This is a genomic window from Streptomyces sp. NPDC006430 (assembly GCF_040612395.1).
Lineage (GTDB): Bacteria > Actinomycetota > Actinomycetes > Streptomycetales > Streptomycetaceae > Streptomyces.
Map to the genome: position 1 here is coordinate 103,033 of NZ_JBEXQA010000021.1, position 16,736 is coordinate 119,768.

Annotated in this window: 20 protein-coding genes and 2 pseudogenes; 14 read left to right on the forward strand and 8 right to left on the reverse strand. The window is 71.7% G+C overall.

Annotated elements, in window-relative coordinates:
• Positions 1-39 precede the first annotated feature (39 nt).
• On the forward strand, positions 40-192 hold the full coding sequence (locus ABZZ20_RS25910) for a hypothetical protein (RefSeq protein WP_356873511.1): 153 nt from the start codon (positions 40-42) through the stop codon (positions 190-192).
• A gap of 57 nt (positions 193-249) precedes the next feature.
• On the opposite strand, the pseudogene ABZZ20_RS25915 reads toward ABZZ20_RS25910, so the two are convergent.
• The 3 genes and pseudogenes from ABZZ20_RS25915 to ABZZ20_RS25925 form a co-directional block, all read right to left on the reverse strand.
• Positions 250-333: pseudogene (locus ABZZ20_RS25915) on the reverse strand (transcriptional regulator); the annotation flags it as partial.
• Positions 333-818 (reverse strand): DUF2975 domain-containing protein, encoded by a 486-nt coding sequence (locus ABZZ20_RS25920; RefSeq protein ID WP_356873464.1) that lies wholly within the window; start codon positions 816-818, stop codon positions 333-335. The gene ABZZ20_RS25920 and the pseudogene ABZZ20_RS25915, both read right to left, overlap by 1 nt.
• 310 nt (positions 819-1,128) lie before the next feature.
• On the reverse strand, positions 1,129-1,569 hold the full coding sequence (locus tag ABZZ20_RS25925) for a nuclear transport factor 2 family protein (protein WP_356873466.1): 441 nt from the start codon (positions 1,567-1,569) through the stop codon (positions 1,129-1,131).
• A gap of 121 nt (positions 1,570-1,690) precedes the next feature.
• On the opposite strand from ABZZ20_RS25925, the gene ABZZ20_RS25930 reads away from it, so the two are divergent.
• The 8 genes from ABZZ20_RS25930 to ABZZ20_RS25965 all read left to right on the forward strand — a co-directional run bounded on the left by ABZZ20_RS25930 (position 1,691) and on the right by ABZZ20_RS25965 (position 8,337).
• Positions 1,691-2,263 carry a helix-turn-helix domain-containing protein gene (locus tag ABZZ20_RS25930; protein WP_356873469.1) on the forward strand — a complete coding sequence of 191 codons (573 nt, stop codon included), beginning with the start codon at positions 1,691-1,693 and terminating at the stop codon, positions 2,261-2,263.
• Between the two features lie 270 nt (positions 2,264-2,533).
• Entirely contained in the window at positions 2,534-3,256 is a 723-nt protein-coding gene (locus tag ABZZ20_RS25935; protein WP_356873471.1) for a response regulator transcription factor, read from the forward strand.
• Positions 3,253-4,662, forward strand: a complete 1,410-nt coding sequence (locus tag ABZZ20_RS25940) for a HAMP domain-containing sensor histidine kinase (protein ID WP_356873473.1) — start codon at positions 3,253-3,255, stop codon at positions 4,660-4,662. The genes ABZZ20_RS25935 and ABZZ20_RS25940 overlap by 4 nt, the downstream gene beginning before the upstream one ends.
• A 79-nt stretch (positions 4,663-4,741) precedes the next feature.
• Positions 4,742-5,143, forward strand: a complete 402-nt coding sequence (locus ABZZ20_RS25945; protein ID WP_356873475.1) for a hypothetical protein — start codon at positions 4,742-4,744, stop codon at positions 5,141-5,143.
• Positions 5,140-6,099, forward strand: a complete 960-nt coding sequence (locus ABZZ20_RS25950; protein WP_356873477.1) for an FAD:protein FMN transferase — start codon at positions 5,140-5,142, stop codon at positions 6,097-6,099. Before ABZZ20_RS25945 ends, ABZZ20_RS25950 begins: the two co-directional genes overlap by 4 nt.
• Complete coding sequence (locus ABZZ20_RS25955) at positions 6,096-6,782, forward strand: ferric reductase-like transmembrane domain-containing protein (protein WP_356873479.1); 687 nt, start codon at positions 6,096-6,098, stop codon at positions 6,780-6,782. The genes ABZZ20_RS25950 and ABZZ20_RS25955 overlap by 4 nt, the downstream gene beginning before the upstream one ends.
• Positions 6,779-8,122, forward strand: a complete 1,344-nt coding sequence (locus tag ABZZ20_RS25960) for an NADH-ubiquinone oxidoreductase-F iron-sulfur binding region domain-containing protein (protein ID WP_356873481.1) — start codon at positions 6,779-6,781, stop codon at positions 8,120-8,122. Before ABZZ20_RS25955 ends, ABZZ20_RS25960 begins: the two co-directional genes overlap by 4 nt.
• On the forward strand, positions 8,119-8,337 hold the full coding sequence (locus ABZZ20_RS25965; protein WP_356873483.1) for a ferredoxin: 219 nt from the start codon (positions 8,119-8,121) through the stop codon (positions 8,335-8,337). The genes ABZZ20_RS25960 and ABZZ20_RS25965 overlap by 4 nt, the downstream gene beginning before the upstream one ends.
• Before the next feature lie 53 nt (positions 8,338-8,390).
• Here the strand turns inward: ABZZ20_RS25965 and ABZZ20_RS25970 are convergent, their stop codons facing one another.
• The gene (locus tag ABZZ20_RS25970) at positions 8,391-9,518 is read right to left on the reverse strand and encodes a hypothetical protein (protein ID WP_356873485.1); all 1,128 of its coding nucleotides are present in this window, start codon (positions 9,516-9,518) and stop codon (positions 8,391-8,393) included.
• A 320-nt stretch (positions 9,519-9,838) separates the two neighbouring features.
• On the opposite strand from ABZZ20_RS25970, the gene ABZZ20_RS25975 reads away from it, so the two are divergent.
• Entirely contained in the window at positions 9,839-10,399 is a 561-nt protein-coding gene (locus tag ABZZ20_RS25975; protein ID WP_356873487.1) for a DinB family protein, read from the forward strand.
• A 118-nt stretch (positions 10,400-10,517) separates the two neighbouring features.
• Here ABZZ20_RS25975 and ABZZ20_RS25980 read toward each other — a convergent pair.
• Positions 10,518-10,820, reverse strand: a pseudogene (locus ABZZ20_RS25980) (hemerythrin domain-containing protein); the annotation flags it as partial.
• A 218-nt stretch (positions 10,821-11,038) separates the two neighbouring features.
• Entirely contained in the window at positions 11,039-12,082 is a 1,044-nt protein-coding gene (locus tag ABZZ20_RS25985) for a YihY/virulence factor BrkB family protein (RefSeq protein ID WP_356873489.1), read from the reverse strand.
• A 279-nt stretch (positions 12,083-12,361) separates the two neighbouring features.
• On the opposite strand from ABZZ20_RS25985, the gene ABZZ20_RS25990 reads away from it, so the two are divergent.
• The 4 genes from ABZZ20_RS25990 (at position 12,362) to ABZZ20_RS26005 (ending at position 14,675) form a co-directional block, all read left to right on the forward strand.
• Complete coding sequence (locus ABZZ20_RS25990; RefSeq protein ID WP_356873509.1) at positions 12,362-13,033, forward strand: HemK2/MTQ2 family protein methyltransferase; 672 nt, start codon at positions 12,362-12,364, stop codon at positions 13,031-13,033.
• A 43-nt stretch (positions 13,034-13,076) separates the two neighbouring features.
• A complete protein-coding gene (locus tag ABZZ20_RS25995; RefSeq protein WP_356873491.1) occupies positions 13,077-13,274 on the forward strand; it encodes a CDGSH iron-sulfur domain-containing protein in 198 nt (65 codons plus the stop codon).
• Complete coding sequence (locus tag ABZZ20_RS26000; protein ID WP_356873493.1) at positions 13,274-14,302, forward strand: iron-containing redox enzyme family protein; 1,029 nt, start codon at positions 13,274-13,276, stop codon at positions 14,300-14,302. The genes ABZZ20_RS25995 and ABZZ20_RS26000 overlap by 1 nt, the downstream gene beginning before the upstream one ends.
• Positions 14,303-14,537: 235 nt before the next feature.
• The gene (locus ABZZ20_RS26005) at positions 14,538-14,675 is read left to right on the forward strand and encodes a hypothetical protein (RefSeq protein WP_356873495.1); all 138 of its coding nucleotides are present in this window, start codon (positions 14,538-14,540) and stop codon (positions 14,673-14,675) included.
• A 68-nt stretch (positions 14,676-14,743) separates the two neighbouring features.
• Here ABZZ20_RS26005 and ABZZ20_RS26010 read toward each other — a convergent pair whose 3' ends face one another.
• Together ABZZ20_RS26010 and ABZZ20_RS26015 are read right to left on the reverse strand one after the other, a co-directional pair.
• The gene (locus ABZZ20_RS26010; protein WP_356873497.1) at positions 14,744-15,328 is read right to left on the reverse strand and encodes a GNAT family N-acetyltransferase; all 585 of its coding nucleotides are present in this window, start codon (positions 15,326-15,328) and stop codon (positions 14,744-14,746) included.
• A 228-nt stretch (positions 15,329-15,556) separates the two neighbouring features.
• Positions 15,557-16,736: tetratricopeptide repeat protein (locus ABZZ20_RS26015; protein ID WP_356873499.1), on the reverse strand; the 1,180-nt coding region annotated here is incomplete at its 5' end.

The window sequence follows — 16,736 nt, forward strand, 5'->3', positions numbered from 1 at the left end:
GCGTTCGTGGTTGAGCTGCGGTGTGAAGCGGTCCGCTGGGTGGACGATGAGCCGTGGCCCGGGGTGGTGGAGGTTCAGTTCGCGGACGCGGCCGGACGGTGCTGGTCGCTGTTCGACGAGGCCCCGGTCTTCGCGGCTCTGGGCGAGCTCGGCCCGGACTCGGCCTTTCCGGTGGAGGTCACCGTCGCCTGAGTGGTCGTAGGAGGCCACGGCCTGCCGGAGTACGACGAGGCCGTTACGGTCTCCACGAGTGATCCCTACGCGGTCTGCGAGCTCGCCCACGGACATCTTCCGCTTGGCCAGCATCACCTCGATGTCAACGGCGATCGGCATCAGATCACCTCGTCCAACTCAGCCTGCATGTGCGCTGCTTCGACGTCACGCGCGACGGCCTGGGCGAGCAGCATCCGCAGCACGAGCACGATGAGCGCGACCCCCAGGATGGCCAAGCCCACCCCGCCCATGATGACGGTGACGCCCGGGTCGTCCCGCTGGCCCGGCGCATTGATGGCCGTGACCGCGAACCAGATGAGGGCAGCAGCCACGATCGCGCCGATCACGCCGTCCACGTACCGGAAGGCGGCGTGGGAGAACACGGTTCCGCGTCGCACCATCGTCACCAGCCGCCATACGCAGACCAGGGCGACCTGGACCGACACCATGCCCAGGATCGTGATCACGCGCAGTGGGGTCAGCGGGAGCGAGCCGTCCTCCGGGTCGGTGGCCAACGCCCACACCATCAATGCCTGCACGAACACGGTGCCGGCGAGCACCACCACGAGCACGGCGCGCAGCGCACCCACTGTCAGCTTTCCCACGGCCCCTCCTTCCATCGAGTTGCGATGGGAAACTATCGAGATTCGATAGGTGAAGCAAGGGCTGGGAGAGGAAGGTGGGCGGCGGTTCCGCGCCGGGGTGGGACGCCGTCGCCCGCTCCCGTGGCGTGGCGGTTGTGCGAACCGTCTTGGTCTTGTCGAAGTCGGCCTCGTTTGAAGGCAGATCGGATGTCGCCCGGCTACGTCGAAGCTGATCCCGACCGGGGGTCGCGATATCCCCGCCGTGCTGCAAGCCCTCCTTGGTTTCCCGGGTGAGGCCCACTGGTTGCGGTGTGCCCGCTTGCATCGGTCGCTACTTGCCTTCCAGTGCCGCCACCAGCTGAGGCAGGCCGCCGCCGGCCATGATGAGGGCAAGGTGGTCATGGTAGTCCCGACTGCTCACGATCAGGCCGTCGCGGACCCGCAGCACCTGGATGTTGGCGGCCTCGAAAGTCCGCCCGGTCAACCGGTGGTGCACCTGGTAGTCGAACTCGGCAACGACCACCTCCGGGTCGTCGGTTTCCCGGACGACCACGTTCGCCGGGGTCAGCTCCACGGGCGAACGTTCGGAGACTTGAGCGAACCGCTCCCTGAGTGCGGCCCGCCCCTCGATCCGCCGCGGACCGACCGGCTCGAAGACGGTCTCCACTACGGCGTCCTCGGTGTAGAGCTCGGCCAGTTCCGTGAACCGTCCCGCGCCGATGCCCTCGATCAGCTTCTGGAAGACCTCGCGCGGTGACAGCGTTTCAGGCATGCCGAACCTCCTGTGGGATCCACGGCTAGAATCGGACTGGAAACTCCGTTTTCACGATACGGACTGGAGAGTCCGGTTGTCCAGAGCGGTTCTGCCGTCGACGGCGAAGGGTGGGAGAGGGATGGGTGGCACTCAGGAACGTCCGCTGCGGGCTGACGCGGCCCGCAACCGGGCCAGGCTGCTGGATGTCGCCACGGAGGTGTTCACCACTCGCGGCGTCAGCGTTCCGACCGAGGAGATCGCCCGAACCGCCGGGGTCGGAGTCGGCACGCTCTTCCGGCACTTCCCGACCAAGGAGGCACTGCTGGAGGCGGTGATGGTGCGCAGACTGGAGGAGATGGCAGCCCAGACCGCACAGCTGGCCGCCGAGGCCGGGCCCGCCGAAGCCTTCTTCGCTTGCTTCCGCCTGGTGGTGGAACAGTCCGAGGGGAAAAGCGAGTTCGCCCAGGCTCTCGCTGCGGCCGGGGTGGACGTGCATGCGTCCCTGCACGAGCCGACCATGGAGATCCAGGCCCGGCTGGCCGATCTGCTGGCCGGGGCGCAGCGGGCCGGGGCGGTCCGCCCGGAGCTGGGCCTGCCGGAGTTCATCGCCCTCCTGACCGGTACCGGCAGGGCGATGGAACAGCTCGGAGCGGATCCGGCGCCCCGGGAGCGGATCTTCGAGGTGGTCTTCGACGGGCTGCGGCCACGCTGAACCCCGCTCAATCGACGGCACCATGCGACCGCCGTCGGCGTCCTCCCGGAACGCTCCACCGACGTCCTGACCGAACACGGACCGGCCCCCCCCGCGACACAGAACGCCACCCCCAGCTGACGGGCAGCCACGGCCTGCGGGGCCTCGCCCCTCGCCGTGGCTCAGTGTCGGAAGGGGACGAACGGCCCCTGCCGCCGGGGGCGGACGAGGACGCAGGCTGGGAGGTGAACCGACGCAGTCGATCCCATCGTCCGGGAGGCGGGAGCGGGCATGAACGCCCAGCCCACGGGCGCAGCCGAAGAGGCGCGGGTCCTGGTCGTGGAAGACGACCGCGGCATCGCGGAGTCCCTGGTGCGTGGGCTGCGGCAGGCAGGCTATGCGGTCGAGGGCGTGCGGACCGGGCGGGAGGCGCTGACGGCGCCCTCGCCCGATGTCGTGCTGCTGGATCTGGGGCTGCCGGACATCGACGGGGTGGAGGTGTGTCGGAGGCTGCGGGCCCGGTCCGATGCGGCGATCATCGCCGTGACCGCCCGGGGTGAGGAGGCGGACCGGGTGGTGGCCCTGGACGAGGGCGCCGACGACTATCTGGTCAAGCCGTTCGGGCTGGCCGAGCTGCTGGCGCGGATACGGGCGGTGCTGCGCCGCCGGCGCCCCGCGGACACGGAAATCCTGCTCCACGGGCCGCTGGCGCTCGACCTGCGCACCCGGCAGGTCTCGGTCGACGGACGTACGGTGGCGCTGACGCCGAAGGAGTTCGGCATCCTGGAGTGCCTGGCCGCCGACCCGGGCCGGGTGGTGAGCCGCCAGCAGATCCTGGAGCGGGCGTGGGACTCGCACTGGTACGGGCCCACGAAGGTGCTGGACGTGCATGTCGCGGCGCTGCGCCGCAAGCTCGGCGTGCCGGGCCTGGTGGAGACGGTCTACGGGCACGGCTTTCGGCTCGGGGCGCTCCAGGAGTCCCACGAGTCCCAGGAGTCCCAGGAGGAGTCGTGACCCGCCGGATCGCCTGGACGCTGCTGGTCCTCACCTCCGTGCTGTTGGCGCTGGCGGTGGTACCGCTGGCGGTGTCGCTGACGGCGCGCGAGCGGGTCGCGTACCGCGACAGCCAGCGGGCAACCACCCGGGTGATCGCCGCGGCGGCCGAGGAACACCTCTCCGACCACAAGCCGGCAACGACCATGCGGCAGGAGCTGGACACCGCGGCCCGGGCGGGGGACTGCGCCGCCGTGTACGACGCCTCCGCGCGCCTGGTGGCCAGTACGCCCTGCACGGCGGCCCAGGGGGCGGAGGCGGAGGAACTGGTGGAGGAGGTACTGGCCGGGCACGAGCCGGAGCCACCGGAGAACGAGGGCCGCCTGCTGGCCGCGGAACCGGCCGGCGAGGTACGGCAGCCGGCCGGCGCGGTCGTCCTGGCCCGCTCCGCAGACCCGCTCGACGCCCGCATCGCCGCGATCTGGGGCTGGTCCGCGGCGATCGGCTTCGCAGGGCTGGGCGCCTCCGTGCTGCTGTCCGTCCGCCTCGCCCGCTGGGTCAGCCGCCCCTTGTCGACGCTGGACGCCAGCGCCCGACGGCTGGGCGAGGGCGCGCTCGACGAACGGGCCGACGTCGGCGCCGGACCGCCGGAAGTACGCCGTCTGGCCGCCACCTTCAACACCATGGCGGCCCGCACGGAAACCCTGGTGCACGGCCACCGGGCCGTGATCGCCGACGTGTCCCATCAGCTGCGCACCCCGCTGACCGCGCTGCGGCTGCGGCTCGACCTCCTCGCCGCCGGCGCCGAGGGCGATACCGCTGCGGAGCTGGCCGCCGCCCAGGGGGAGATCGCCCGGCTCTCCCGGCTGGTCGACGGACTGCTCGCAGTCGCGCGCGCCGAACAGGCGACACCCCGCCCGACCGCCGTGCGGGTCGACCAGGTGGTGAGCGAACGGGTGGCCGCCTGGTCGCCCGTTGCCGAGGAGCGCGGAGTCCGGCTGACCGCCCGGTCCGAGGGACCCGCTCTGACAGCCGCGCTGGGCGCGGGCCACCTGGAGCAGATCCTCGACAACCTGATCGCCAACGCCGTGGACGCCGTGGATGCCGTGCCCGGCGGCGGGAGCGTCACCCTCGACCACAGCGCGGTGGGCGGATCGGCCCGGGTGCTCGTGCGGGACGACGGTCCCGGGATGACGGTCGAGGCGAAGGCGGTCGCATTCCGCCGGTTCGGGAATCCGGAGGCCAGGGGGAGCGGCCTGGGGCTGGCCATCGTCCACCGGCTGGTCACCGTCAACGGTGGTACCGCGGAGCTGGAGGACACCCCGGGTGGCGGGCTGACCGTCGTACTGGACCTGCCACTGTGGCCGGAGCGCGGGCACGAGCGGGGTGCCGCGCCGAGATCTTTACCGGATCTGAAGACGACGTGAGCGAGTTCCTGAGTGCCATGAGCAGAGCCTGGAGGTGCACGCAGCCATTCCGGGCCGCCGATACACCAGGAGCGCTGCCATGGCTCCCTCGCCCGACGACTTCCACCAGACATCCGCCCCGGCCGGTTCCCCGTACGCGCGTGACCGCGGCCTACGACGCAGCCGCCGCATCACCCGGTGGATCGCTGTCACCGCCGTGGCCGGCGCGGCAGCCCTGGCCAGCTTCTACACCCACCTGCTGCCGGGCGGCACGGCCGCCCCCACGCCGGTGAGCCCACCCGTGCAGAACCCCGCGGCATCCACCGCCACCACCGCAGCAGAGGACGGCGAGGAACACGACGAGGCGGGGAGCAGCCAGGACGACGACAAGGGCGCGACCCCCGCCGCGCAACCGGCGCCGCAGCCGCCCGCGCCGCAGCCTCCGGCCCAGCCGCCCGCCGCCACGCAGGGACAGCCGCACACCACGACGGGGGCGTCATGACCACGCGCACCCCGGCACCGGCCCAGGTCGTCTTCCCGGCCCTCGGCACCACGGCCGCCCTGCTCGTCACCGACCCGAGCGCCCTGCCCGCCGCCGCAGCGGCCCTGCGCGCAGAGTTGGCCGCGGTCGACCTCACGTGCAGCCGTTTCCGGCCGGACTCCGAACTCACCCGCGTCAACCTGGCTGCCGGCACCTCCACGACCGTCAGCGAATACTTCGCCGAAGCACTCCAGGCAGCGATGCGTGCCGCCCGGCTCACCGACGGCGCCGTGGACCCGACCGTGGGCAGCGCGGTGATCGCGCTCGGCTACGACCGCACCTTCGCCTCCCTGCGTCCCGACGACGCCCGCCCCCTGCCCGTAGCCCGCCCCGCGCCCGGCTGGCAACGGATCGACTTCGACCCGCGCACCCGCCGACTGCGCCTTCCCCCGCACACCTGCCTCGACCTGGGCGCCACCGCCAAGGCCCTCACCGCCGACCGCGCCGCCCAGCGGGCCGCTGCAGCCACCGGCTGCGGAGCCCTGGTCAGCCTCGGCGGCGACCTGGCGACGGCCGGGCCGACGCCGGAGGGCGGCTGGCGCATCGCGCTCGCTGACGACCACGCACAGCCCGCCACGCAGCAGGGCCCCGCCGTCGCCGTGACCGGCGGAGCGCTCGCGACCTCCGGCATCCGGGTGCGCACCTGGCGGCGCGACGGACGGATCCTGCACCACATCGTCGACCCGGCCACCGGCGAACCCGCCACACCGCCGTGGCGGACCGTCACCGTCGCGGCCGCCACCTGCGTGGACGCCAACACCGCCAGCACGGCGGCGATCGTGCTGGGCGACCGGGCCGTGGACTGGCTGCGCCACACCGCCCTCCCCGCGCGGCTGGTCGCCCTCGACGGTCACGTCGTACGCCTCGGTGGCTGGCCGCCCGACTTCCACCCTCCCACCTGCGGAGACCTGCGATGACGACCCTGGCCCTGACCGGCAGCCCCTTGTGGTACGCCAGCCGCGCTAGCGGCACTCTCGCCCTGGTCCTGCTCACCGCCACCGTGGTGCTCGGGATCACCTCCGGCGGGCGGGCCGCGCCTCGCCGCATAGGCCGGTTCGAGCTCGGCGTGCTGCACCGCAACCTGTCCCTGCTCACCCTGGTGTTCCTCGCCGTGCACGTGGTGACCGCAGTGCTCGATCCGTTCGTGCACCTGGGGTGGGCGGTGTCCGTGGTGCCGTTCGGCGCGGCCTACCGGCCGCTCTGGCTCGGGCTGGGCACGGCCGCGCTCGACCTGCTGCTCGCGGTGCTGATCACCAGCGCACTGCGGCTCCGGATGGGCGTGCGGCGCTGGAAGGCAGTGCACTGGCTGGCTTACGCAGCGTGGCCGCTCGCCCTCTTCCACGGCGCCGGGACCGGCACCGACACCCGGGTCCCCCTCCAGCTGTGGCTGTACGCCGGATGCCTGGCCCTGGTGGTCGGTGCCGTGTGGTGGCGACTTGCGAAGGCCGGTCCGGGACGGGTCACCGGGCGCCTGGTGGCTGCCGTGGCCGCCGTGGCCGTACCGGTGGTGCTGACCGCGTTCCTGGCCACCGGGCCGCTCCAGCCCGGCTGGGCCCAGCGCGCCGCCACGACGACGGTCCTGCTCGGGGGTGGACGGTGAACTCCTCGGCCGCGGCGCCCTTCGCGCCCCACCACCTCGCGCCGGAGCCGGACGCCCCTACCGCTGCCCGGCTGCTGGCGGGCTGGTACGACACCGGGCGACCGGCCGCTTTGACCGACCACCTGGGGCGCTACGGACCTCCCCCCTCCGTCACGGCCCACGCCGGCCGTCCGTCGACGCCGCTGGTGGAAGCCGTCGAGGCGGCCGGACTCACCGGACGCGGCGGCGCCGGGTTCCCCACCGCCCGGAAACTGCGTGCCGTCGCGGGACGTCGTGGCCGCGCCGTTGTCGTCGTCAACGCCATGGAGAGCGAACCCGCCAGTCGAAAGGACCAGCTCCTGCTCGACGTCGCCCCCCACCTTGTCCTCGACGGCGCGGTCCTGGCCGCGACGGCGGTCGGCGCCGATACCGTCCACGTGTGCCTGCCCCGCACCCGTTCGGCCCAGCACGGGCAGCTCGGCGCCGTGCTGGAGGAGCGCCGACGGGCCCGCCTCGATCCCGTACGGCTGCACCTGCACGCCCTTCCGCACACCTACGTCTCCAGCGAGTCGACCTCCTTGGTGCGCTGGCTCAACGGGGGGCCGGCCCGCCCTCAGGGCAGCCCGCCGCGCACCCATGAACAGGGTGTCGCCCGTCGCCCCACCCTCGTCCACAACGCTGAAACCCTCGCCCACCTCGCCCTCATCGCCCGCTACGGCCCCGACCGGTTCCGGCAGGAGGGCACACCGGACGAGCCCGGCACCACGCTCGTCACCGTCTCCGGGACCGTTGCCGCTCCGGGCGTGCGCGAGGTCGCGCTCGGTACGCCCCTCGCCACGATCCTCGACCGGGCCGGAGGTCCCACGGAACCCCTACGGGCTGTCCTGCTCGGCGGATTCGCCGGCACCTGGCTCCCGGTGGAACACCTGCACACACCCCTCACCCGGCGCGACCTGGCCCCGTTGGGAGCCGCACCCGGTGCGGGAGTGCTCATCGCGCTTCGCCACTCGGCCTGCGGGTTGACCGAAACGGCCCGGATCCTCGCCTACCTGGCCGCCCACAGCGCCCGCCAGTGCGGCCCCTGTCACCTCGGGCTGCCCGCCGTGGCCGAGGACTTCGCCGCGCTGGCCGCCGGACGGGCCGATGCGCACCTGCTGTCCCGGCTGCACCATCGGACCGGTCTGCTGCCGGACCGGGGCGCCTGCCGCCACCCGGACGGCGCCGCGCGCCTCGCTGCTTCCGCCCTGCGAGTCTTCGCCGACGACGTGGACCAGCACCTCACCCACGGCACCTGCCGGGCGGCCCTCCGGCCGCCTCAGATACCCGTACCGCCCGCCACACCCCCGGAGACATGGCGATGACCCGTATCTCGACCCGTACCCTGCGCATCGACCGCATCGCCTGCACCGGTCGGGGCCTGTGCGCCGAACTGCTCCCCGAGTTGATCGACCTCGACGAATGGGGATACCCCATCGTCAGGGACCGGGCCGTCCCCGACCGGCTGCGCACCCACGCCCGACGGGCTGTCGCCGCCTGCCCCCTCCTTGCCCTGCACACCGACACCGGCCCGGGGTGACCAGCATGTGCGTGCACCGTCTGTCCGGCCCCGGTATCCGTCCGACGGCGGCGTCAGACCTTGTAGTACAGATCGAACTGGCGTGTTCCGGTGGGGGAGTTGTTCGTGATACCGAAGCACAGACGCAGACCCTCGGGGCCGGTGTACACGGCCATGCCCTCCGGTTCACGGGGGTTGGCGCTCGCGTCCGCCTCGGAGTGCGTGCGCAGGATGTACCCGGTGGCTGGGTCGTTCAGAACTCCGTTGAGGTCCATCGACGTCGTGTGGACGGTCCACTTGTCCACGCCGGACAGCGGCTGTGACGGGTCGCTGGTGCGACTGTCGCCATCCAGCATGTAGACGTAACGGCCGTGCGACGCGAAGCCCTGGAACGTGGCGGCGGTGGTCGTGGGGGCTCCGTTGGCGTCCGCCTTGGGCAAGAACGGCTGCTGGATCCGAGCGAGTGGCGTCGGCAGGGCAGAGCCGTCGGCGGATGCCGTCCGTGCCGCTGCCAGGTTGTACGCGGCGAACCAGTGCACCCCGTTGAGCGCGTAGCGCAGCAGGAGGATCCCGCGGGCCGCGTCCACGTACGGCGTCATCGAGGTCGCGGCAGGGTCCGGGGACGCCAGCCTCTGTACGGCGGGGTGGCTGGTCCACAGCACGGTCCCGTCCGTGAACGGGAACCGTACGATCTCCTGGCCGTAGCCGCTCCTGGCCGCGTTCGCCTCGGTCCACACGTAGGCCGGAGCACTTGCGGTGGCCGGCTCGATTCCGAGGGACACGCCGTGCCCGAAGCCGAGCAGGTACATGTAACCCAAGACGTTGCCGTCCAGGTCGTGCCGGGTGAGGCACAGATCGCCGGAAGGGTCGTGCTGGTTGCCGCTGATGGACGGTGTGATGGCGACCTGGGTGCCCGACTTGAGGTAGGCGACCTGGCTCGCCCCGGCTATCTGCAGGGTGTAGAGGTGCCCGTTGACCGAGTCGAACGCGATGCCCTGCAGCGTGGTCGAGGTGTCCTGATTGACGCGCTGAGCGGGATTCCACCGGGTCGAGGGGTTGTTCACCGCGATGAGCGGTGCCCCGTCGGGGATGTTCGCAGGGTTCACCGCGGTCTCCGCGCTCGCGGTGCCCGCGGCAGCCATGGGCGCAGTCGCGGCCGCGGCGACGCCTGCTCCGGCGAACATCAGCCGACGTCGGGACATTCCTGGCGATGGCATGTGACTCCTCATCCGCTGTGTGCGTGGTGCCGGTCGGCGCGGCCCGCGGCGCCGAACCCGGCGGATCACTGTAGAGCAGGCACGGTCGCGCGTGCGGAGGAAGGGTCCCAACCGTGGGGGTGACATGGCTGGCGTGGCAGACCGACCGAGCCCACCGACCTTCGTGGCGCCGGTGGTTCTCCGAGCCGGGCGGCCGTCCGGGGCCTGGGCGAGGGACTCGACCTTCGCCCTGAAGTGATCCGCTCGACGGCTCGGTCGAAGAACTCAGTGGCGGACTCGGGTTGTTACGGATCATCATGCAGCGTATGAGCGAGCGACCCGCACGATGGACCCAGGCAACGGTCTACCCCGACATGTGGGCCGACCCGGAAGACGACCCCCGCAACAAGGAAGGTGTCAGTCCGGACGGTGAGCTTGCGACGCTGCAAGACTTCCTGACGGGCTACCGCATGACCCTGCGGATGAAGTGCGAGGGCCTGGATGCGGAGCAGCTGGCCCGTCGGTCGGTTCCCCCGTCGACGATGTCACTGCTCGGCCTGGTCCGGCACCTCGCCGAGGTGGAACGGGACTGGCGCAACTGGATCAGCGACGGCGACCCGCTGCCGAAGTTGTACGGCGAGCGTGACGCGGACTTCCACGGAGCCGTCGCCGAGCAGGCCGCGGTCGATGCTGCGTACGTGGATCTGGAGCGCGAGCAGGCCGCGACCGACGCCGCGCTGGCCGAGCACCCGGACCTGAGCGAGCGTGTGGGGAAGGACGGGATCGCGGTTCGGGAGCTGATGGTGCACAGGATCGAGGAGTACGCCCGTCACTGTGGGCACGCCGACCTGTTGCGCGAGACCACCGACGGAAGGGTGGGGCAATGACGAGGGCCGGGTTTGCACCCCGCCCCTGATCGTCGACCAGGCGCGGGGCGGCGGTGTGCCTTCCGCCCCGGCGTTCCCCCTGGGCCATGGACGCCGGGGCTGACGTGCCCGTCACCTCCGTCATCTTGGCGTCGAACCGCTCGTCGGTGGGGTCGAGGTCCTTGAGCTCGGAGAGCATCCACAGCACGATGTGGTGTTCCTCCACGCTTTCGAGGACGTGATCATTGGTGTCGGGGGCAGCCTCGCGGGCGGCCGGGTAGAAGATCTTCTCCTCGATCCAGGTGTGGGTGGTGAGTTCCTCGATCACCTTGTCGGCGATCTTCCGCTTCTCGGCGTGCGCGTTGTCGCCGGCCTTCTCGAACTGCTTGAACAGCTTCTCCACCGTCTTGTGGTCTTCCTTGAGCATCACGATCGCGTCCACGGGTCTTCCTCCACATCACGGTCCGCAGGACGGCCGCTGCCGCCCCGCAGCCGTGTACCCCGCTGCTCGGGATTATTCGGCGTTCGCGGCGCCGGGTTGCCCCGTACGGATGACCCGTGCGCGCGGTAGGCCGACGGGCGGTGCAGACGGCCAGGTGCGGGGCAGCCGATGGTCCGCGCGGCACAGAACCGTCTGCGGCATTGCCCCGTAGCCGGTGGTCACTCCATGCGCCGGCGTTCCTCGTCGCTCCAGGCGCGCGTGTCGCGGGGTTGGACGTAGGGCTCTTCGTCCTCGGGTAGCCCTCCGGCGATCGCACGCTGACGCGCCATCTCCGCGTCGAACTCCAGTCCGAGGAGGATGGCGAGATTGGTGATGCACAGCCAGACCAGGAAGACGATGACACCGGCGACGGTGCCGTACGTCTTGTTGTACGAGGCGAAGTTCGCGACGTAGAACGCGAAACCGGCCGAGGCGAACATCCAGATGACCAGGGCCAGGAAGCTGCCGGGGGTCACCCACTTGAATCCGCGGCCCTTGGCGTTCGGCGCTGCCCAGTAGAGGAGCGCGATCATGATCGTGACGAGGAGCACCAGGACCGGCCATTTCGCGATCGACCACACCACCAGCACACCGTCACCGATGCCCAGAACGACGCCCGCCTGCCGCGCCAGGCCCCCGGTGAAGACGACGATCAGCGCACTGGCACAGGCGAGGACCATCAGTGACACGGTGAGCGCCAGGCGGAGCGGCAGGACCTTCCAGACCGGCCGGCCCTCGGGCACGTCGTAGACGGCGTTGGAGGCGCGGATGAAGGCGGCGGTGTAGCTGGAGGCGGACCACAGCGCCACGAGCAGACCGAGGACCGCCATCAGCGACCCGACGCCGCTGTGACCCTGCAACTGCGTGATCGCATCGCTGATCACGCCCCGGGCCGAGCCGGGAGCCAGCTTCTGCAGATTGTCCAGCACCCGCCCGGTCACCGGCTCGCCGGCCATGCCCAGCAGTGACACGAGGACCAGGAGGGCGGGGAAGAGCGCCAGGACCCCGTAGTAGGTCAGGGCCGCAGCGCGGTCGGCCAGCTCGTCGTTCGTGAATTCCTTGACCGTTCCGCGCAGCACGGCCAGCCACGACCGTCTCGGCAGCTCGGAGGGTTCGTCGGGAGCCCGCTCCTCGATCTGCTCCTTTGGCCCTGCGCCGTGTTGCCTGCTGCTGTCCAGCGGTTCCTGTCCGTCATCACGGCCTGCGTTCGAGGTGTGTGTCATACCCCGCGGGTGTCCAGTTCAGCAGGACTCATGTCAGGGCGCATGCCGTGGCGGCCCCGGCCCCGGCTCCGGCCCCGGCCCCGGCTGCCGACCGTGGCGACAGGTGCCCACGTGGATCTGCTGGGCATCCAGGACCGGTTTTCCGTCTGATCCTCTGAAGACCGCCGGAGTTCTGGATGGGGCGCTCTGCCGGGGGCAGGCGCACCGCGACGTCAACGGGAGCGGCCTGCTCGCACACGCCGCATTCGATCGCGGAGGTACTCGGTGTCTGGGACGGCTTTGACCTCGGCCACGCTGCCCACCGGCCTGATCGCCCTGCCCGGTGTCTACCGGCCACAGGCGGACACCCGTCTGCTCGCCGAGGCGCTCGCCCGCGAGGACCTCGGGCCCCGTACGGACCTGCTGGAGATCGGTACGGGAACCGGAGCGCTGGCCCTGCACGCCGCGGGGAGGGGCGCCAGGGTCACGGCGGTCGACGTCTCTTGGCCCGCTGTGGTCGCGGCCCGCCTGAACGCTCTGCGTCACGGGTTGCCCCTGCGCATCGTGCACGGCGACTTCGCGGCACGCACCGCGGGGCGCCGTTACGACGTGGTCATCGCGAACCCGCCGTACGTCCCCGCCCCGGAGAACCGCCTTCCGTCCCGCGGACCGGAGCGGGCCTGGGACGCCGGCCCCGACGGCCGGGTGGTCATCGACCGCATCTGCACGGGCGCCCCGGCCCTGCTGCGTCCCGGCGGCGTCCTGCTCATGGTGCAGTCGGCGATGTGCAGGCCGCAGGATACCGTCGACCGGCTGGCGACGGCGGGGCTGCCCGCGGAGGTGACCGCGAGGACCTCCGTGCCGTGGGGGCCCGTCCTGCGTTCGCGGCGGGCCTGGCTGCAGCAGCAGGGCCTGGCGGACGAAGCCGAGGAACGGGAAGACCTGGTGATCATCCGTGCCCAGTACTTCTGACGGCACCCCGTGCCCGGCTCGCGCACCGGCGCACGCTCGTCGGGTGTCCGTGGACGCGCAGGGCCCCGTCCTGATCGAGGGCCCGGTCGAGATCGTCCTGGACGACGGCACGGTAGCCCGGTCCGACCGCTTCGTGGTCGCGGTGTGCACCTGCCGCCGCAGCCGTACGTACCCCTGGTGCGACACCAGCCACCGTCGTCGAGAGCGAGCCGCCCCGCCACCCGAGGACAGGAGTCCGTGATGCCCCCTCCCAGCCCCCGCCCGACGGCGACCGCTGCCGGCCCCCGACTGGTCGAGGGGCGGGGAGAGCTGTCCCGGGCCGTGGTACGGGCCCTGTGGTCGGGCGGCCCGCCGGAGTACGCCCCCGGGCCCGTCCTGAAGGCCGACCCGTGGGGAGAGGACCTCCAGCTCGCCCTCTACCTCCTGTACGAACTGCACTACCGCGGCTTCGACGGGGTGGACGACGAACGGGAATGGGACCCCGACCTGCTGAGGCTGCGCCGAGACCTGGAAGCCCGCTTCCTGCACGCCCTGCGCGCCGAGCTGCCCGACGCTCCCCGATCGGTCGAGGAGGCCTTCGCCCCGCTGTTGGTGGAGCTCGTGGACCTCACCGGTAGCCTCAGCCACCACCTCGCGACCGAGGGCAGGCTGTGGCAGCTGCGCGAGTACGCGGCCCTGCGCTCCCTCTACCACCTCAAGGAGGCCGATCCGCACGCCTGGGTGATCCCCAGACTGACCGACCGGGCCAAGGCCGCCATGGTCGCGATCGAGTACGACGAGTTCGGCGCCGGCCGCGCCGACCGCATCCACGCTCGGCTCTTCGCGGACCTCATGATCGACCTCGAACTGGATCCCGCGTACGGCCGCTATCTGGACCAGGCACCGGCGCCCCTGCTGGCGACCGTGAACCTGATGTCGCTCTTCGGGTTGCACCGGGCGTTGCGCGGCGCGCTCGTCGGCCACTTCGCGTGCGTCGAGGTCACCTCGTCGCCCGGGTCCAGGCGGCTGGCCAAGGCCATGCAGCGCTGCGGAGCGGGACCTGCGGCCGAGCACTTCTACGCCGAGCACGTCGAGGCCGACGCCGTCCACGAACAGGTCGTGCGCCGCGAGGTCATCGGCGGCCTCCTCGCCGACGAGCCGGACCTGGAGGCGGACGTCGCGTTCGGCTGCGCTGCGGCCGTCCTGCTGGAGGACCGCCTGGCCCACCACATCCGCCGGGCCTGGGAGCAGGGGCGTAGCGCGTTGTACACGCCCCTGCCGGAGGGGTGAGGGAGCAGCGCTTCCCCTTGCCCCTGCCGCTTCTCGTGCATGGCTTGGTTCGTGAGCCGGTGTCTCCCCGCTGGACCGGTCCGGTGCTTGTCGTACGGGTCACCGTGCCCTCGGAGCGCTACGGGCTGCGTCGGTTCGACGTGGCCACGGCGGTGGCCCCGCTGGGGCACTCGCGTCGGCCACGCCCTCGGCGATCTGCGGAGCCCGGCTGCTCGGCATCGGCACCCTGGGCCTCGTGAACACCTCTGCCATCTCGGTCTCGAGACGCATCCGCGATATCGACATGTCGAGTGCCGTCGTCATGGACCGCGGCAGCGCTTCCGCCCGTCTGGCAGCCGCTCTGAGCCCACTGGACGCCCTCGCGGAGGCGTGACGCACGGCCTCTGAACCGCCGCAGCACCGTCTCTCCGGGACAGAGCGTTACCACCGGGGCGGATAACGTCACTGCGGCGTCACCGACGAGTGGACCGGCGTCGCGTGGTGTAGCCCGTGGGCATCTTGTCTGGGGGTCCGGTACAGGACGCAGTGGCGAAGCGGCCCTTCGGGCACGCTCGGATCCTCGAAGTCGTCGGCCGGGTCGCGCGTCATGCCGATCCGGCGCATCACCGCCTGGGAACGAAGGTTGTTGACGGTCGTCGACGCAACGATCTCCGCCAGCCCGAGGACCTCGAAGCCGAAGGCCAGGCAAGCCAGGGCGGCCTCGGTGGCGTATCCGTGACCCCACGCCGAACGCACCAACCGCCACCCGATGTCCACCCCCGTGTACGGCAGGCCCTCGCCCACCTCGTCCAACCCGGCGCGGCCGATGAACTCGCCTGTCTCCCTTGCTTCGAGCGCCCACCACCCGAATCCGCGCTCGTCGAACTCGGCCTGCATGAGTGCCACCACGGCGTCGCTCTGCTCCCGCGTCAGCAGTTCCCCCAGGTGTTCTCGGACTGCGGGATCGGCGTTCATCGCCGCCCACGGTTCGAGGTCGGACTCACGCCACCGGCGGAGCAGGAGGCGATCGGTACTCAGTTCTGGCATGCCGGCCAGTCAACGCCATCACGATGAGGGTGTCGATCGGATTTGTGGGGGTGCGGACTGGGCGAGGCGCGGCGGAGCGTGCCCGGGCTCTGCCGGTGTTGGCCGGTGTGCTCGTGCTGGTCATTGCCAGGAATGGGGGCGGTCGACACCGTCTCCTCGGCCGTGCCGTTGACGGGGCGAATCGCCGCTTGCGGCGCTGACCCGTTGGTCCACCACTGGACGGGGAGTTCACCCGACCTCGGCGTCGGTTTCGAGAACCGAGTCGGCCCCAACCGCCATGAGTTCGCGCACTGGCTCCGACTCGGGGGCTCTGATGGTCTCGAAGACGGCCAACGCCTCCTGCCAGCAGGCGCGCGCCCGGTCCGTGTGGCCCATCGCCCGTAGCGCCTTTCCGAGGACAACGAGGACGGTGGCCCGGCGCCACTCGCCGCCGATCCCGCGTAGGGCGAGGGCCTGTTCGGCGTGGGTGGCAGCTAGAGCGGGTCGGTTCGCTGCCAGGTGGGCCTCGGCGAGCCGGAAGTGGGTCACGCCCTCCCACAGCGGCTGGTGACTGTCGTGGAACAGCGAGAGCGCCTCAACGAGTTGGGCCTCGGCCTCGTCGAGGCGGCCCGCCTGGGTGAGGGCGATGCCCAGCGCGTAGCGGCCGTTGGCCAGGCGCAGGGTCAGGCCCATCCGGTCGTAGACGGCGATGCCCTGCTGGGCGAGTTCGATGGCGCTGTCGAGGCGGCCCAGGACGACGTGGATGCGGGAAAGGTTGCACAGGGCGCTGGCCTCGCCGACGTGGTTGCCGTCGGCCCGGAAGTTGGCGATGGCCTCCAGCAAGTACCGCTCGCCGTCGTGATGGCGGCCCTGGTAGAGGGCGATGATCCCGCGGTCGTTGGGCGCCCAGCACCTGAGCAGCAGGTCTCCGGCCTGGTCGGCGAGGTCCATGGCCTGGCGGGCTTCGTCATCGGCCTCGGTGAACCGGCCGGCGACCAGGTGGACGTTGGTGAGGGTGGTGCGGGCCCGACCCTCGGCACGCGGGTCCTCCGCGGCGCGGGCGGCGTCGCGAAGGGCCAGGGCGGCAGACTCGTACTGCTTGGAGGCGGCGCCCGACTCGGCGAGGTCCTTGGCCGCCCACAGCAGGTCCACGGCCCGACGCAGCGCACCGGGCCGCCCGATGGCCTGCTGAACGCATCCGAGTAGTGGGCCGGCCTCGCGGTCGAGCCAGGCCAGGGCATCGCGCGGCTCGGCGAAGACCAGCCCGGGGTAGTGGGTGGCGGACAGGTGCGCGGGAAGCCGGTCGCCCGGGCGTTCCAGGGCGTAGACCCCGCAGGCGGTGGCGAGGTAGAAGTCCAGGAGGCGGTCCAGGGCGGCGTCGCGCTCGCTCGGCGGCTGCTCGTCGCGCTCGGCGCAGGCACGCGCGTAG

Coding starts and splice junctions, on each gene's coding strand:
- ABZZ20_RS25925 (WP_356873466.1), bottom strand. CDS start 1,569: ATGCCTGAAACGCTGTCACCGCGCGAGGTCTTCCAGAAGCTGATCGAG.
- ABZZ20_RS25930 (WP_356873469.1), top strand. CDS start 1,691: ATGGGTGGCACTCAGGAACGTCCGCTGCGGGCTGACGCGGCCCGCAAC.
- ABZZ20_RS25935 (WP_356873471.1), top strand. CDS start 2,534: ATGAACGCCCAGCCCACGGGCGCAGCCGAAGAGGCGCGGGTCCTGGTC.
- ABZZ20_RS25945 (WP_356873475.1), top strand. CDS start 4,742: ATGGCTCCCTCGCCCGACGACTTCCACCAGACATCCGCCCCGGCCGGT.
- ABZZ20_RS25950 (WP_356873477.1), top strand. CDS start 5,140: ATGACCACGCGCACCCCGGCACCGGCCCAGGTCGTCTTCCCGGCCCTC.
- ABZZ20_RS25955 (WP_356873479.1), top strand. CDS start 6,096: ATGACGACCCTGGCCCTGACCGGCAGCCCCTTGTGGTACGCCAGCCGC.
- ABZZ20_RS25965 (WP_356873483.1), top strand. CDS start 8,119: ATGACCCGTATCTCGACCCGTACCCTGCGCATCGACCGCATCGCCTGC.
- ABZZ20_RS25970 (WP_356873485.1), bottom strand. CDS start 9,518: ATGTCCCGACGTCGGCTGATGTTCGCCGGAGCAGGCGTCGCCGCGGCC.
- ABZZ20_RS25975 (WP_356873487.1), top strand. CDS start 9,839: ATGAGCGAGCGACCCGCACGATGGACCCAGGCAACGGTCTACCCCGAC.
- ABZZ20_RS25985 (WP_356873489.1), bottom strand. CDS start 12,082: ATGACACACACCTCGAACGCAGGCCGTGATGACGGACAGGAACCGCTG.
- ABZZ20_RS26000 (WP_356873493.1), top strand. CDS start 13,274: ATGCCCCCTCCCAGCCCCCGCCCGACGGCGACCGCTGCCGGCCCCCGA.
- ABZZ20_RS26010 (WP_356873497.1), bottom strand. CDS start 15,328: ATGCCAGAACTGAGTACCGATCGCCTCCTGCTCCGCCGGTGGCGTGAG.